Genomic DNA, 15,867 nt, shown 5'->3' on the forward strand with positions numbered 1-15,867 from the left:
TCAAGGCCAGCACCGTCGCCCCGTGCGCGCCCGCGCTGAACTGAACCCGGTGACACGGGGGCGGGGGTCCGGCTGCCGGACCCCCGCCCCTGCGCCCAGTCCCGCACCGTCAGAGGAGAGGTCCCACAGTGACCGAGTTCGCCCTCGACGCACCGGTCCTGGTCCGGCCGTACACCGCCCGCAGAGACGGTGACTTCGCCGTGATCGGTGACGACAGTCGTCAGGTCTACCTGTCCATCCCGGCCGAGGGCCTCGACCTGCTGGAGTGGCTGCGCGACGGCGCCACAGTCGGTGAGGCCGTCCGCCGCTTCGAGGCGACGCACGAGGCGTCACCGGACGCCGACGCGTTCCTCCAGGCGCTGGCCGACGAGGGGTTCCTCGCCCCGGCCGGCGCGCACGACCCACCGGACGCCGAACCGGCCCGGCCGCCACGCCCCGGGCATCTGGCGTGGCTGTCCCCGCAGGCCGCGCGGCGCCTGCTGAGCCGGCCCGTGCTCGCCGTCTGCGGGGTGATCGTCGGAGTCGCGGTCGCGATGGCCGTCGACCGGCCGGGGCTGGTGCCCGGGCCGTCCAGCCTCATGTTCCACTCCCACTTCTGGGCCTACCTGCTGGTCGTCCTCGGCATCGCGGTGATCGGCGTGTGGCTGCACGAGCTGGCCCACGTCGTGGGGGCGCGCGCCGCCGGCACGTCGGCCCGCATGACTGTCGGCAACCAGATGTACGCCATCGTCGCGCAGACCGACCTGTCCGGGATGTGGATGGCGTCCAAGCGGGAACGTTTCGTCGCGGTGCTGGTCGGGCCGCTCGTCGACGTGATCGGCGCGGCACTGCTGTTCATCACGCTGTGGCTGAACGACGTCGGCGTCCTCGGCCTGCCGGAGCCGGTACGGCTGGTGGTGGCCGGCGTGCTGTTCACCTCGTTCATCCGGCTGCTCTGGCAGACGTTCCTGTTCCTGCGTACCGACTTCTACTACCTGATCACGACGGCGCTGGACACCCGGAGCCTGATGGCCGACACCGGCGCCTACCTGCGCAACCTCGTCCGGCGGGTGCTGCGCCGCCGGCTCATCGACCAGTCCGGGGTGGGGCGCGGCGAGATGCGCACCATCCGGATCTACGCGGTCGTCTGGGTGCTGGGCCGCGTCGTGGCCCTGGCCGTCCTGTTCACCGCGACGATCCCGCTGCTGTGGTTCTACCTGGTCCGGGTCGTCGGCTTCTTCCGCGGTGACGAGATGACCGGCCAGTTCACCTGGGCGGACGTCCTCGCGCTGGCGATGCTGTCGTTCCTGCTCGACGGCGGCGGCACCCTGATGTGGCTGCGGTCGCTGCGACGCTCCAGCCGGCTGCGCCGCCGCGCGCCGGACCGCGTCCTGGTGGAGTAGGCCCCCACGGACGACGACTCCGCCCGCACGCCGACGGCGCGGGCGGAGTCGTCGTCTGCGAGGCGCCTCAGCGCCCGGCGGACCTGCGGAACTGGGCGATCGCCAGGGGGATCGACAGGGCCAGCAGAGCGCCGATCCACAGCCCGGAGGCGGCGACCGGGTGTTGCAGCGGCCAGACGTCCGGCGCGGTGGACGGGTCGACGTTGCCGAACTGGACCCGGACCGCCTGGACGATCGCCGAGACCGGGTTCCATTCGGCGACCGGTTGCAGGACGCCCGGCATGGAGTCGATCGGCACGTAGGCGTTGGACAGGAAGCCCAGCGGGATGGCGATGGTGAAGCCGGTGCTGCTGACCGCCTCGGGCGCCCGGGACGCCAGCCCCACCACTGCCATCAGCCACGACAGCGCGTACGCGAACGCCAGCAGGATCAGAAACCCCAGCGCCGCCTCGGGCAGCGACGTGCGGCTGCGCCACCCGACGGCCAGGCCGAGCAGCGCGGTGACGGTGATGACCACCCCGCTGTTCACCAGGTCGCTCGTGGTGCGGCCGACGAGCACCGCGGACCGGGAGATGGGCATCGACATCAGCCGGTCGACGATGCCGTTGCGCAGGTCGGCGGCGATCGCGGTGCCGGTGTTGACGGCACCGAAGAGGACCGCCTGCACGAAGATGCCGCCGAGCAGGTACTCGCGGTACGGCACCCCCTGCGCGTCGATCGCGCCGCCGACGATGAAGCCGAACAGCAGCGTCATCATCGCCGGCGCGATGGCGGCGTTGAGCAGCATCTCGGGTACGCGCAGGATCATCCGCAGGTTGCGCTTCGCGACGACGACGCCCTCACCGAAGGCCAGTACGACGGCGTTCACTGCTTCTCCTCCACGGTCTCCTTGACGGGCTCGTCGCCTGTGCGCCGGCCGGGGCCGCCGGTGAGGGCGAGGAAGACGTCGTCCAGTGTCGCCGTGCGCAGCGCGGCGTCCCGGACCGGTATGCCGGCCTGGCGCAGCAGCCGCGCGCCGGCCAGGAGCGTGTCCACCCCGTCCCCGGCCGGCACGGAGATCCGGCCGGCTGTCTCGTCGACGCTGGCCGGACCGGTGCCGAGCGAGGTGAGTACCGTCTGCGCGGCGGTCAGGTCGGCGTCCGGCCCGACCGTGATCTCCAGGCTGGTGCCGGAGACCCGCCGCTTCAGCTCGTCCGGCGTGCCGCCGGCGACCACCCGGCCGTGGTCGATCACCACGATCTGGTCGGCCAGCCGGTCGGCCTCCTCGAGGTACTGCGTGGTCAGCAGCAGCGTCATGCCGCCGGAGACCAGCTCGCCGATGGTGTCCCAGAGCGCCGTCCGGCTCCGGGTGTCCAGGCCGGTGGTCGGCTCGTCCAGGAACAGCACCCGGGGGGTACGGATCAGCGCGGCGGCCAGGTCGAGGCGCCGCCGCATGCCACCGGAGTACTCCTTCGCCCGGCGTCCGGCGGCGTCCACGAGGTCGAAGCGTTGCAGCAGCTCGTCGGCCCGCTGCCGGCTCTGCCGGGCGCCCAGGTGCAGCAGCCGGCCCAGCATCTCCAGGTTCTCGAACCCGGAGAGGTTCTCGTCGACGGCGGCGTGCTGCCCGGACAGGCTGATCACCCGGCGTACCTCGGCGGCCTGGGTGACCACGTCGAACCCGGCCACCTCGGCCCGGCCGCCGGTCGGGGCGAGCAGTGTGGTGAGCAACCGGACGGCGGTGCTCTTGCCCGCGCCGTTCGGCCCGAGGATCCCGGTGATGGTGCCCTCCGGCACCACCAGGTCCAGGCCGTCCAGCGCGGTCACCTTGTCGAACTGTCTGCGTAGCCCGTCAGCGACGATGGCGTTCGCCACGTCGTCTCCTCCCTCTGCGGTTCGGTCGGATGCTCACCGGCCGGCCGGCCGAACCGCAGTGGGAGCCGGTCGCGCCGGCCCGGTCAGAACTCGACCGTGAGCGCGGTCAGCCCGCGCAGCGTGAGCCCGGGCCGCCAGGGCGTCTCGTCGAGGCTCTCCGCCGGGCGCAGGTCGGGCATCCGGGCGAGCAGCGTGGTGATGGCGACCTGCCCCTCGACGCGGGCCAGCGGCGCGCCCAGGCACATGTGGGCGCCCCGGCCGAAGGCGAGGTGCCGGTTGGCGGTCCGTTCGATGTCGAGCCGGTCCGGCTCCGGGTAGCGGCCGGGATCGCGGTCGGCGGCCGCGAGGACCCCGATGACCATCTCGCCGCGGCTGATCGGCACGCCGCCGATCTCGGTGTCCTCGGCGGCGAACCGCGGGAAGCTGATCTCGATCGGGCCGTGGTAGCGCAGCATCTCCTCGACGGCGCCCGGCGCCAGCTCGGGCTTGTCGCGCAGCAGCTGCAACTGCTCGGGGTTGCGGAACAGCGCCAGGACCATGTTGCCGATCAGGTGCTGCGTGGTGCCGAGACCGCCGACCACGAGCAGCGCCACCATCTTCAGCAGCTCGTCGTCGCTCATCCGCTCGCCGTCGGCCTCGGCCAGGGCCATCCCGGAGATCAGGTCGTCGCCGGGCTCGGCGCGCTTGCGCTGGATTAGCGCGTCCAGGTAGCGCACGAACTCCTCGATCTCCGCCATCACCTCGGCCGGGCTCATGCCCTGCGGCGCGGACTGCGCGGAGGTCGGATCCAGCGACAGCAGCAGCTCCGACCAGAGCCGGAACCGGTCCCGGTCGGCGCGGGGGATGCCGAGCATGTCGGACATGACGGTGAGCGGCAGCGGCACCGCGAAGTCCTCGACCAGGTCGAAGGTCCGTCCCTCGCGTTCGAGCAGCCCGTCGACCAGCTGGTCGGTGATCTGCTGGACGCCGGGGCGCAGCCGTTCGACGTACTGCGGCGTGAACGCCTGCTGCACCAGCCGGCGCTGCCGCGTGTGCTCGGGCGGGTCGACGCTGCCCATGCTGCCGCCGAGCAGCCGTACCACAGCCTCGGGCAGCGCCGGCGCCTCCATGCCCTCGGGCATCACTGTCGGACTGGTCTTGAACCGGTGGTAGTCGGTGAGGAAGCTGGTGCACTCGTCGTAGCCGGTGACCAGCCAGACGTCCTGGCCGGTGGGCATCCGGACCCGGGAGACCGGGTTGGTGTCGCGGAGGGCGGCGTAGGTGTCGTAGGCCGTCTCCCGTGCGGCTGGTGACATCAGGTCCGGTTGTTCGGAGGTCGTCACGTCGGCGTCCCCTCTCCAGCGTTCGGCCGCACCGGTCGGCGCCGGCTCCGGATGAGCATTTCCGGGCCATGGCGACACCTCTGCTCAGAGTTGAGCACCGGCCACCCTGCGCACTACTGCGCAGACGTCACCGGCCCTCTTCCGGTGGACTGCGTGCTGTTGTCCTGGTTCCCTTCGATGACGGAGCGCCGACGCATGGACCTCGAAACCACGGAGACCGAACGCCTGCGCACGCTGGACCAGCAGCGCGTGTGGCACCCGTACACCCCCACCGACGCCTACCTCAACGCCAAGCCCCTGGTGATCACCCACGGCGAGGGTGTCTACCTGGTGGACAGCGACGGCAACCGCTATCTCGACGCGGGCTCCTCGCTGGGCGTGAACATCCACGGCCACCAACGTCGGGAACTGAACGAGGCGCTGGCCGCGCAGGCGGCGAAGATCGCGCACACCACGCTCTACGGCATGACCCACCCGGGCGCGGCGGAACTCGCCGACCGGCTGGTCCGGCTCGCCCCGGAGGGCATCGACAAGGTGCTGTTCCTGGAGTCCGGCTCCAGCGCCGTGGAGACGGCGATGAAGATGGCGTACTCCTACTGGGTCTTCAAGGGATCGCCGCAGCGCAACAAGTTCGTGTCCATGGGCGGGGCCTTCCACGGCGACACCATCGGCGCGCTGTCGGTGGGCCAGATGACGATCCTGAAGAACTTCTACCAGCCGCTGCTGCGCGAGACCAGCTCGTTCGCCCAGCCGTACGCGTACCGCTGCGGGTTGTGCAACAACAACTGCAACCTTGCCTGCGCGGACACGCTGGAGGAGGTGCTGGAGCGTGAGGGCGACGAGGTCGCCGCCGTGCTCGTGGAGCCGCGCGTGCAGAACGTCAGCGGCATGATCGTGGCGCGCGACGGTCACCTGGCCCGGGTCGCCGAGATCGCCCGCCGGTACGGCGTCCTGCTCATCGCCGACGAGCTGGGTGTGGGCTTCGGCCGTACCGGTCCGATGTTCGCCTGCCAGGCCGACGGCGTGTCGCCCGACATCCTCTGCGTCGGCAAGGGCCTGACCGGTGGGTACATGCCGTTGACGGCGACGATGGCGTCGGCGGAGGTGTTCGACGCGTTCCGCGGTGACGGCAAGATGCTGCTGTCCGGGCACACGTTCTCCGGCAACCCGCTCGCCGTCGCCGTGGCGCTGGCGAGCCTGGACCTGTTCGAGAAGGACGACCTGATCCGGCACGGCCAGGCGCAGGCCGTGGTCCTGGCCGAGGAGCTGGACAAGTTCCGCAGCGTGGCGCACGTCGGCGACGTCCGGCAGTGCGGCCTGCTGGCCGCCGTCGAGCTGGTGGCCGACGTGGAGACGCGCGAGCCGTTCCCGATGGAGCTGGGCGTCGCGACGCGCATCACCGAGCGGTGCCGGGAACTCGGCATGATCATCCACTCGGCGCCGAGCGACACCATCGTGATCGTGCCGCCGCTGGTGATGACCGAGGAGGAGCTGCGCACGATGGCGCGGATCCTGCTCCAGGCGACGCAGGAGGTCGTGGCCTCACTGCCGGCCTGAGCGCGGAGAAACGGGAACGGGACGGGCGAGAGGCCCGTCCCGTTCCGTCGTCTCCGGACCGCCTCAGGACCGCGTCAGGACCGCACGGCGAGATCGGCCAGCAGCGCCTCGGCCAGCTCGGCGGGCGGGCCGGCCAGGTAGAAGTGCCCGCCGCTGAACACCCGCAGGCTGAAGCCGGCCGATGTGACGTCGGCCCAGGAACGCATCTCCACCACGTCGACCTCCGGGTCGGCGTCGCCGGTGAACGCCGACACGGGACAGTGCAGCGGCGGGCCGGGCAACTGCCGGTACGTCTCGTTGACCGCGAAGTCGGCGCGCAGCCCCGGCAGGAACAACGCCATCAGGTCGTGCCGGCGCAGCACCTCGTCCGGCGTGCCACCGAGCGCCGCGACCGCGGGCAGGAACTCGTCCGCGCCGAGCGTGTGCCGGTCCGGCCGGCGGGCGGGCAGGTGCGGCGCGCGTCGGCCGGAGACGAACAGCCGTGCCGGGCCGCCGCCCGGACCGGCGGACAGCCGCCGGGCGGTCTCGTAGGCGACCACCGCGCCCATGCTGTGGCCGAACAACGCGTACGGGCGGTCCGCGTGCGCGCTGATCGCGGCGGCCAGCGGGGGCACGAGGTGGTCGATGCTGGTGTACGGCGGCTCCCGCAGGCGGGACTCCCGGCCGGGCAGCACGACCGGGCAGACGCCCAGGTACGGCTCCAGCGCGGCGCGCCACGGCCGGAAGAACGAGCCGCCGCCCCCGGCGTGCGGGACGCAGTACAGCAGCATCGGGGCGTCCCGGTCGGCCGGGCCCTTGATCCACTGGTTGCTCATCGTTCCTCCTCGTCGGACCGCAGCACCACGTGCCCCACAGTGCCGGTGGCGCCGACCGCGGTGACGAGCGCGCGCAGCGGGACGCCGGTCCACGGCTCGGGCCGGCGCACGAACCGCACCGGCAGCGCGTCGAGGTCGACGAGCGGGTGGGGCGTCTCCGCCAGCAGGGTCGGTACGAGCCGGCGGTGCCGCAGCTGGAGGAGCACCTTGGTCAACTGCGCGAGCCCGGATGCGGCCTCCGCGTGGCCCAGGTTCGGCTTGAGGGTGCCGATCGGCACGCGTACCCCCTCGGGACCGGGCGCGGCGGCGGCCAGGAACCGGCCCACGGCCTCGATCTCGGCGGCGTCGGACAGGGCGGCGCCGGAGGCCGCGCACTCGACGTATCCGATGTCGGCGGGGGTGAGCCCGGCCCGGCTCACCGCCTCGGCGAGCGACCCGGCGAGGGTGGCCGCGTCGGGCGTGCCGAAGCGGCTCGTCGCGCCGCTGTGCCCCACCCAGGTGCTCTCCACCACGGCGTCGACGCGGTCGCGGTCCCGGCGCGCGTCGCCGAGCCGTCGCAGCAGCAGGGCGCCGGCGCCCTCGCCGGGCGACCAGCCGGCGGCGGTGGCGTCCAGTGCCGGGTGCGGCGTCTCGGCGACCAGGCCCAGCCCGCGCAGCACCGCCACGTGGTACGGGTGCGCCAGCAGGTTGACCGCGCCGACCACAGCGGCGTCGCAGTCGCCCCGGTCGAGGCTCTCGGCCGCCTGGCGCAGGGCGGTGAGCGCCGAGGAACAGGAGGTGTCCACGGCGACGCTCGGGCCGCGGAAGTCGAAGGTGTGGGAGATCCGGTTGGCGATCTCGGAGCCGGTGCCGGAGATCCGGGCCGGGTCGCCGTCGCGCCACCGGTCGGTGCCGGCGAGGCGGTGGTCGTGCCACATCACACCGACGAAGACACCGACCCGGCCGAGGGACGCCGGGGTGTGGCCGGCGTCCTCCAGGCACGCCCACACCACTTCGAGCAGTACGCGTACCTGCGGGTCGAGGACGGCGGCCTCGGCCGGCGCGATCCCGAAGGCCATGCTGTCGAACGTCTCCAGGCCGGACAGGTAGCCGCCGGCCGGTCCGGAGCCCCGCCCGGGCGGGGGCGGAGTGATCGCGCAGTGGCCGGCGTCGAGGTTGCGCCAGAGCGTCCCGACGTCGTCCGCGCCGGGGTAGCGGCCGGCCACCCCGACCACGGCGATCTCGCGCGGCCCGGCGACGGACGGCGGACCGGCGGCGGGGGTGCCGGGCGTCTCGGCCTCGTCGTCGGGCGTCACCGGACCGCACAGGAACGCCTGCTGGAACACGTGGCCGTCGTCCAGCCGCAACGCGGCGCGGACCGGCGCCTCGGCGACCGCGCCGACCGGGCACAGCCCCAGCCCGTGGTCGGCCTGGGCGCCCATCAGCACCTGGCCGAGGTAGCCGGCCTCCAGCGCGAGGTACCGGTCGGCGTCGTCGCCGTAGAGCGGGCGGATCGCCCGCGCCTGCCCGACGAGGAGGAGCTGGAACGCCGCCCGGTCGTACACCGGCCGGTTGTAGACGAAGTGCGCGGTGCGGTCCAGGGCTGATCCGTCGCCGATGCGGCGCAGCGTGTGTTCGTCGGGGTGGTGGTAGTAGACGCCGGCCGGCAGCCCGGTGACCCGGTCGCCGGGCACGTGGACGTAGACCTGCACGCCGTAGGTGTCGCCGGCCGACGGGTACAGCCGCCGCGTCCGGTCGCCGTCGGACAGTGGACGCAGCAGGCTCAGCAGGTTCGCCACAGTGGACAGCGGCACGGGCCGGTCGAGGAAGTCGCGGCGCGAGGCCCGTCGCCGGTACCGCCGTGGCGCGGGGTGTTCCCCGGGCAGCGGCACGGCCTCGCCGTCGTCGCGCAGGTCGAGCCGGGCCGCGGCGAAGGCGGACCGTTCGGTGGGGGAGAGCACGTCGACCGTCCGCGGAGGCGGCGCGACGGCCGGGGACGGGTCCGCGGGTACGGGCGCGGGCGTGCCGGGCGACAGGTGCGCGGCGATGCCGTCGATCGTCGGGTTCTCCAGCAGCGCCGCCACCGGCACCCGCGTGCCGAGACGCTCGTGCAGCCGGGCCGAGACCTGGACCATGGTGAACGACGTGGCACCCTGGTCCCACAGGTCGGCCGCCGGGTCGACGGCCTCGCCGAGCAGTTCGCCGAACAGTTCCGTGAGCACCTGACGGACACCGGGCTCGTGCGGAGCGTCCGCCGGTCCCGGTGGGTCCGGCGGCCCGACCGGCGGCCCGACCGGCGGCCCGACCGGCGGCCCGACCGGCGGCAGCGGCCACGGCAGCCGGGCGCGGTCCAGCTTGCCGTTGTCGGTGGCGGGGAACTGCTCCAGCACGGCCAGGTGGCTCGGCACCATGTAGTCGGGCAGCGTCTCGGCGGCGAAGGCCCGCAGGTCGCGGACGGCCGGTGCGGCGCCACCGGAGGACAGCAGGTACGCCACCAGCTTGTGTTCGCCGCCCTCCTCACGGGCCACCACCACCGCGTCCTTGACGCCCGGATGGCCGCGCAGCCGGTGCTCGATCTCGCCGAGTTCGACCCGGAACCCGCGGATCTTCACCTGGTGATCGGCCCGGCCCAGGAAGGTCAGGTTGCCGTCCGGCAGGAACGCCGCCCGGTCGCCCGTGCGGTACATCCGGTCGCCGGGCGGCCCGAACGGGCACGGCACGAACCGGTCCTCGGTGAGGTCCGGCCGGTTGTGGTAACCGGCACTGAGCACCTCCCCGGCGATGTAGAGGTCGCCCTCGACGCCGGGCCGGCACGGGCGCCGGTCGTCGTCCAGGACGTAGTAGCGGGCGTTGTCGATCGGCCGGCCGTAGGGGATGCTGCGCCACCCGGGCTCGACGGTCCCGACGCGGTACCAGTTCGACCACACGGTGGCCTCGGTCGCCCCGCCGAGGTTGACGATCTCGGCGGCGGTGAAACAGGCCCGCAGCTCGTCGGGCAGGGACAGCGGCGTGTGGTCACCGCTGAGGAACACCAGCCGCAGGTCGGTCGTGCCGGGCCGGCCGCGGTGCGCGGCGGTCAGCGGTACGACGTGCGCCAGGGTGGTCGGCGCGGAGTTCCAGAACGTGACCGGCTCCCGCAGCAGGACGTCCAGCAGCAGCGCCGGGTCCTTCTGCTGCTCGGAGTCGGCGACGTAGATCGAGGCGCCGTAGCCGAGCAGCCCGAGGATGTCGAACACGGACAGGTCGAAGCCGAGCGAGGTCACGCACAGCCCGGTGTCCTCCGGTCCGAAGCGGAACGTCCGGCGCGCCCAGTGCAGAAGGTTGTGCACGGCCCGGTGGGTGACCGCGACACCCTTGGGCCGGCCGGTGCTGCCGGAGGTGAAGATGACGTACGCGAGGTCGTCCTCGCCGGTGCACGGCTCCGGATCCGGCACCGCTGCGGAACCCACCCGGTCGGCGTGGACCACGGCGATCCCGTCCGGCCGTCCCGGCGCCGGCAGGTCCAGGTCGCTCGTCGTGACGAGCGCGACCGCGTCCGCGTCGGCGAGCATCAGCGCGGCGCGCGCCGGCGGCAGCGACGGCTCCACCGGCAGGTAGGCGCCACCGGCCTTGAGCACGCCGTGCACGGCGGCGACCATGAGCGGCCCCCGGGCGACGCTGATCCCGACCACGGACCCGGCGCCGACGCCCGCGGCGCGCAGCCGGACCGCGATCCGGTTCGCCACCGCGTTCAGCTCACCGAAGGACGTGGTCCCGCCGCGCCCGCGTACGGCCACCGCCTCGGGCCGGGTTCGGGCCTGGGCCTCGAACAGCAGGTGCACCGGCCCGGCGTGCGGGAACTCGACGACGGTGTCGTTCCACCCGTACACGACGTCGCTGAGGTCGGCCAGTTCGGCCAGCGCCGACCGGTACGCGTCGAAGATCCGGTCCAGGTCGTCGTCGCCGATCGCACCCTCGGTGGCGTCCCAGAACAGCCGCAGCGTGTCGTCGCCCTCGTCGATCGCGATGCAGTCCAGCGCCACGTCGGGCGTGCACGTCAGCCACGGGCCGGCTGTCACGCCGTCCGGCAGCGGCACGTCGCCGAGTTCGAGCAGCCCGGTGCACACGACCGGGTACCCGGCGCCGCCGTCGCGCATCCGCCGCAGCACCAGCCGCCGCAGCTCGGCCAGGCCGGAGGCGCCGTCCGCCGCCGCGTCGGCGGTGATCTGCCGGTCGTAGCGCCCGGCGAGGTCGAGCAGGCCCTCGCCCGGTTCGCCGGCGGCCAGCCAGCTCAGCGCGGTCAGTTCGGCGGGCCGGAACGGCTCGGACCGGGACGTCCAGCGCACCAGCGGCACCGCGAAGCGGTCGCGGTGGCAGGTGCCGATCGCTGTGGTGAGCGCGGCCATGAGCAGCGCGTCGAGGGCGAGGCCGCGTTCCCGGGCCAGCCGCCGGATCCGCGTCCAGCCCGGCACCCGGGCGGTACGCCGCCGCCGTGGCCCGGTGCGCGCCTCGATCGGCGGGCCGGGCGGAAGGTCGGCCAGGCGGTCCTGCCAGTACCGGCGGGCGTGCGGGTCCGGTGCCGCCTGCGGTGCGCGGGGCGGCCCGGCCACCGGCGTGCCCGGCTCGGCGTAGCGGCGCATCAGCTCGCGCAGCAGCAGGTGGATGCTGCGGCCGTCGGCCACCAGCAGGTCCAGCGCCACGTGCACGGTGGCCCCGCCTGCCTCGTCCACCTGGACGCGCAGCTCACCCTGGGGGAGCCGGCCGAGCGGGAAGGCCCGGCCCACCATGTCCCGCTGCACCGCGTCGGGCGACGGCACGCCGCCCGGTGCGTCCGGCCCGGTCACCGGGATGTGCCACCGGTCCGGCACGTCGTCGCAGGTGACCAGCCGTCCGTCCGGTGTGACGACGGTCCGCAGCGGCTCGTGCGCGGCGAGCAGACCCAGCCAGGCCGCCTCCAGCCGGGGCAGGTCGAGCCGGTCGACGGCGAAGGCGTGCACCACCTGGCAGCCGCTCCACGGGCCGGTGCCGCCCGTGGTCCGGGCCACGAAGTACGCCTGCTGGAGGTCGTTCAGGGGCCGGCCGGCGTCGTCGGGGACGGGCCGTAGCCAGCGCAGCGTGTTGACGAACCAGGCGAAGGTCGCGGCGACCACGCCCGGGCCGAAGGCGTCCTCCGCGACGTCCCACCGCACGCGCAGTTCGCCGTCGCGCTCGCCGATCTGCGCGTCGAGCGTGACGCCAGTGGTCTGGCTGACCGCGTACCGGCCGTCGGCGCCGGTCCCGCCCACGTCGAGCAGGCTGGTGAACACCACCGGCAGCTGCGCCGGGACCGGCAGCCGGCGGGACCGCAGCTCACGGAGCGCGGCCACACCGGGCACGTCGGCGTGCTCGAGGTCGCGGCGCAGCCGGTCGTGGACCGCCCGGGCGGCCTCGGCGAACGGCCGCCCGGTCGTCGCCTCGGCGACGAACACGGTGGTCGAGGTGAACGGCCCGGGCACACCCGCCGCCTCGGCGGGCAGCCAGAGCCGGCTGTTCGTGGTCAGCACGAGCGAGAACGCCGCGTCGGCGCCGGCCCGACGCAGTGCCTCGGTGAAGGCGGTGAGCACCACGGCGGTCGGCGAGACGCCGAGATCGCCCGCGTACGCGGTCACCGCGGCCCACTCGCGTCGCGTCAGCGCCGCCGTGTACGGCACCCGCACCGGGCCGGGCTCCACGCCGGAGGTGGGCAGGGCGGGTCCGGGCGGCAGGTCGCGCAGCGCGTCGGCCCAGTACTCCAGGCCGGCGCGGTACCCGTCGCCGTCGCGGTGGGCGGCGAGGGCCACGCCGAGATCTCGCAGGCCGGCGCCAGGGGCGGGCAGCTCGCGCCCGGGGTCGTCGTGGAGCGCCCGGAGCTGCCCGACGAGCAGCTCCAGCCCGGCGCCGTCGACGATCGCCGCGTCGACGCTGAGGTGCAGCACGCCGCCGCCGTCCGGGGCCCGGGACACCTCGACCGTCCACAACGGCTCGTCGGCCGGGCCGTAGGAGTGGTGGGAGAGGCGCCGGCGTACGTCCTCGGCGTCGTCGCCGACCGGCATGGTCCAGTCCGGCGGCCGCTCGGCCACCCGCTGGCGCCCGTCGGGGGTCAGCACGAGCCGCAGCGCCTCGTGGTGCCCGACGAGCCGCCCCCACGCCGCGCGCAGGCGGTCCACGTCCAGGTCGGGGAGGTCGTACTCGCGGTAGAGGTGGCAGCCGGGCAGACCGGTCGCCTTGGCCAGCAGGTACCCCTCCTGGAGCGGGGTGAGCGGGAACGGTTCGTGCCGCCGCCCGGGCTCGGGGCGTACGTCGGGACGCAGCCCTGCGCCGGCGGGCGCGGCGTGGGCGGCCAGCTCGGCCAGTTCCCGGGCGGTGGCGCAGCGGCGCAGCGCGTCGGTCGGCAGCTCGGTGCCGAACGCGGCGCCGACCTCCAGCAGCAGCCGCGCGGCGGCGAGGGAACCGAGTCCCAGGTCGCCCAGGGCCGTGTCGGCGTCCGCTGTGACCCCGGCCGGCAGCACGCCCGACAGGACGTCCAGGACGATCTCCACGCGGTCCGGGATGGCGGTCTGCTCGTTCATGCGCTCCCCGCTCCGAAGGCCGGCGTTCGCCGCAACCTAAGCGGCGCCGGACCGGACGTGCTGCTCAACTCTGGGCAGCACGTCCGTCCGGCGGGCCGGACAGTCCAAGTCGTGTCCTTACGACCGAAGTCCGCCTGGGTGTTCCCGGGGCAGGGCGCGCAGCGCCGGGGCATGGGCGGTGACCTGTTCGACCGCTTCCCGGACGAGTGCGCCGCCGCCGACCGGATCATCGGCGTACCGGTGACCCGGCTGTGCCGGGACGACGACCTGCTCGGCGACACCCGGTACGCCCAGCCGGCGCTGTTCGTCGTCGGCGCGCTGGCCTACCTGGCGGCACGCGACGAGGAGCCGCCGCCGGACTACCTCGCCGGGCACAGCCTCGGCGAGTACGCGGCGCTGTTCGCGGCCGGCTGCCTGGACTTCGAGGAGGCGCTGCGCCTGGTGTGCCGCCGCGGCGAGATCATGGCCCGGGCGGCCGGCGGCGGCATGCTCGCCGTCCTCGGTGAACGGCTGGACCGGCTGCCCGGGGTACTCGCCGACGCCGGTGTCGACGACGTGGACGTGGCCAACGACAACGCCGACGGCCAGGTGACGCTCTCCGGCCCGCGCGAGTCGCTGTCGGCGGCGGCGCGGGCGGTCACCGGCGCCGGTCTGGGCCGATGCGTCCCGCTTCCGGTGGCCGCCGCGTTCCACTCGCGGTACATGCGCGCCGCGGCGGGCGAGTTCGCCGATGTGCTGTCGCAGGTCCGCTTCGCGCCGCCGCAGGTGCCGGTGATCTCCAACGTGACCGCCCGGCCGCACGACCCGCTGCTGCTGCCCGACCTGCTCGCCGTGCAGCTGCGTCGCCCGGTGCGGTGGCGCGAGACCATGGCGTATCTGGTCGGCCGCGGCGTGCGCACGGTGCGCGAGCTGGGTCCGGGCCGTGTGCTGACGGACCTGTTCCGTCCGGTGCTCGCGGCGGCGCCGGCCGTGCCGGACGGCGGCGATCCGGGACCGGCGGCGCTCGGCTGTCAGCGGTTCCGCGCCGACTACGGCGTCACGTGGTCCTACCTCGCCGGCTCGATGTACCGCGGGATCAGCTCGGTGGCGATGGTCGCCCGCCTGGGCAAGGCGGGCCTGCTCGGCTTCTTCGGCGCGGGCGGCTTCGACCGCGACGAGGTCGAGGCGGTCCTGCGCTCGCTCACCGCGGATCCCGGTCCGGGCCGCTTCGGCATGAACCTGCTGGCGATGCCGGACAACCCGGCGCTGGAGTCGGCGCTGGCGGAGCTGTACGTCCGGCACGACGTCCGCTACGTCGAGGCGGCCGGGTACACCGGGGTCACCGCGGCCCTGGTGCGGTTCCGCTTCGCCGGCGCGCACCTGAGCGCCGACGGCACCCCGGTCGCCGTCCGGCACGTCGTGGCGAAAGTGTCCCGGCCCGAGGTCGCGGCCGCGTTCCTGGCCCCGCCGCCGCCGGCGATGCTCGCCGCTCTCGTGGCCGAGGGCGCGCTGTCCGCCGGGGAGGCAGCCGCGGCGGCGCGGCTGCCGGTGAGCGGCGACCTGTGCGCCGAGGCCGACTCGGCCGGGCACACCGACGCGCGGTCCCCGTTCAGCCTCGTGCCGGACCTCGCCCTGCTGCGCGACGCGGAGATGCTCCGGCACCGCTACCACGAACGGATCCGGGTCGGCGCCGCGGGCGGCCTGGGCACCCCGGAGGCGGTCGCCGCGGCGTTCGTGCTCGGCGCCGACTTCGTGGTCACCGGGTCGATCAACCAGGCCACGCCTGAGGCCGGGACGTCACCCGAGGTCAAGGACCTGCTGGCAGGCGCCGGGATCCAGGACACGGCGTACGCGCCGGCCGGTGACACGTTCGAGTTCGGCTCCCGCGTGCAGGTGCTGCGCCGCGGCACGATGTTCGCGGCGCGGGCCACCCAGCTGCTCCAGCTCTACCACCGCTACGACACCTGGGACGAGGTGCCCGCCGCGATCCGCGACGCCGTGGAACGGACCACCTTCCGCCGGCCGTTCGCGCAGGTGTGGCGGGAGACCGAGCGGCACTACCGGGACACCGGCCGGGCCGCGGAGGTGGAGCGCGCCGGCCCGCGACGGCGGATGGCACTGGCGTTCAAGTGGTACTTCGCCCACGCCACGGAGGTGGCGCTGCGCGGCGACACCACCGAACGGGCGAACTTCCAGGTCCACACCGGACCGGCGATGGGCGCCTTCAACCGGTACGTGCGCGGCACCGAACTGGCCGACTGGCGGCTGCGGCACGTCGACGTCATAGCCGAACTGCTGATGCGCGGGGCGGCCGACGTCCTGCGCCGGCACTGTCCGCCGGTGGCCATTAGTGAGCAGAGCCGCTGGTCCGATGCTGACTAGCGTGTCCGGGCGCCCACCGAACCAGCCGAAGCGA

Annotated in this window: 8 protein-coding genes; 3 read left to right on the forward strand and 5 right to left on the reverse strand. The window is 74.2% G+C overall.

Annotated features, from left to right (window positions below):
* Positions 1-128 precede the first annotated feature (128 nt).
* The gene (locus tag BFV98_RS00780; protein ID WP_071094404.1) at positions 129-1,382 is read left to right on the forward strand and encodes a hypothetical protein; all 1,254 of its coding nucleotides are present in this window, start codon (positions 129-131) and stop codon (positions 1,380-1,382) included.
* 67 nt (positions 1,383-1,449) lie between these two features.
* Here the strand turns inward: BFV98_RS00780 and BFV98_RS00785 are convergent, their stop codons facing one another.
* From BFV98_RS00785 to BFV98_RS00795, 3 genes are all read right to left on the reverse strand, one after another.
* On the reverse strand, positions 1,450-2,250 hold the full coding sequence (locus tag BFV98_RS00785) for an ABC transporter permease (RefSeq protein ID WP_071094406.1): 801 nt from the start codon (positions 2,248-2,250) through the stop codon (positions 1,450-1,452).
* Entirely contained in the window at positions 2,247-3,233 is a 987-nt protein-coding gene (locus BFV98_RS00790) for an ATP-binding cassette domain-containing protein (RefSeq protein ID WP_071094409.1), read from the reverse strand. Before BFV98_RS00790 ends, BFV98_RS00785 begins: the two co-directional genes overlap by 4 nt.
* 83 nt (positions 3,234-3,316) lie before the next feature.
* The gene (locus BFV98_RS00795; RefSeq protein ID WP_013287034.1) at positions 3,317-4,555 is read right to left on the reverse strand and encodes a cytochrome P450; all 1,239 of its coding nucleotides are present in this window, start codon (positions 4,553-4,555) and stop codon (positions 3,317-3,319) included.
* A 195-nt stretch (positions 4,556-4,750) separates the two neighbouring features.
* Here BFV98_RS00795 and bioA point away from each other — a divergent pair, with 195 nt between their 5' ends.
* Positions 4,751-6,112 carry an adenosylmethionine--8-amino-7-oxononanoate transaminase gene (gene bioA / locus BFV98_RS00800; RefSeq protein ID WP_013287033.1) on the forward strand — a complete coding sequence of 454 codons (1,362 nt, stop codon included), beginning with the start codon at positions 4,751-4,753 and terminating at the stop codon, positions 6,110-6,112.
* 74 nt (positions 6,113-6,186) lie between these two features.
* On the opposite strand, the gene BFV98_RS00805 is transcribed toward bioA, so the two are convergent.
* Positions 6,187-6,927 (reverse strand): thioesterase II family protein, encoded by a 741-nt coding sequence (locus BFV98_RS00805; protein WP_071094410.1) that lies wholly within the window; start codon positions 6,925-6,927, stop codon positions 6,187-6,189.
* Complete coding sequence (locus BFV98_RS00810; protein WP_071094412.1) at positions 6,924-13,472, reverse strand: non-ribosomal peptide synthetase; 6,549 nt, start codon at positions 13,470-13,472, stop codon at positions 6,924-6,926. Before BFV98_RS00810 ends, BFV98_RS00805 begins: the two co-directional genes overlap by 4 nt.
* Positions 13,473-13,583: 111 nt before the next feature.
* On the opposite strand from BFV98_RS00810, the gene fabD reads away from it, so the two are divergent.
* Positions 13,584-15,833 carry an ACP S-malonyltransferase gene (gene fabD, locus BFV98_RS00815; RefSeq protein WP_255367947.1) on the forward strand — a complete coding sequence of 750 codons (2,250 nt, stop codon included), beginning with the start codon at positions 13,584-13,586 and terminating at the stop codon, positions 15,831-15,833.
* Positions 15,834-15,867: the final 34 nt, after the last annotated feature.

It is taken from the genome of Micromonospora sp. WMMB235, assembly GCF_001855515.1.
Lineage (GTDB): Bacteria > Actinomycetota > Actinomycetes > Mycobacteriales > Micromonosporaceae > Micromonospora > Micromonospora aurantiaca.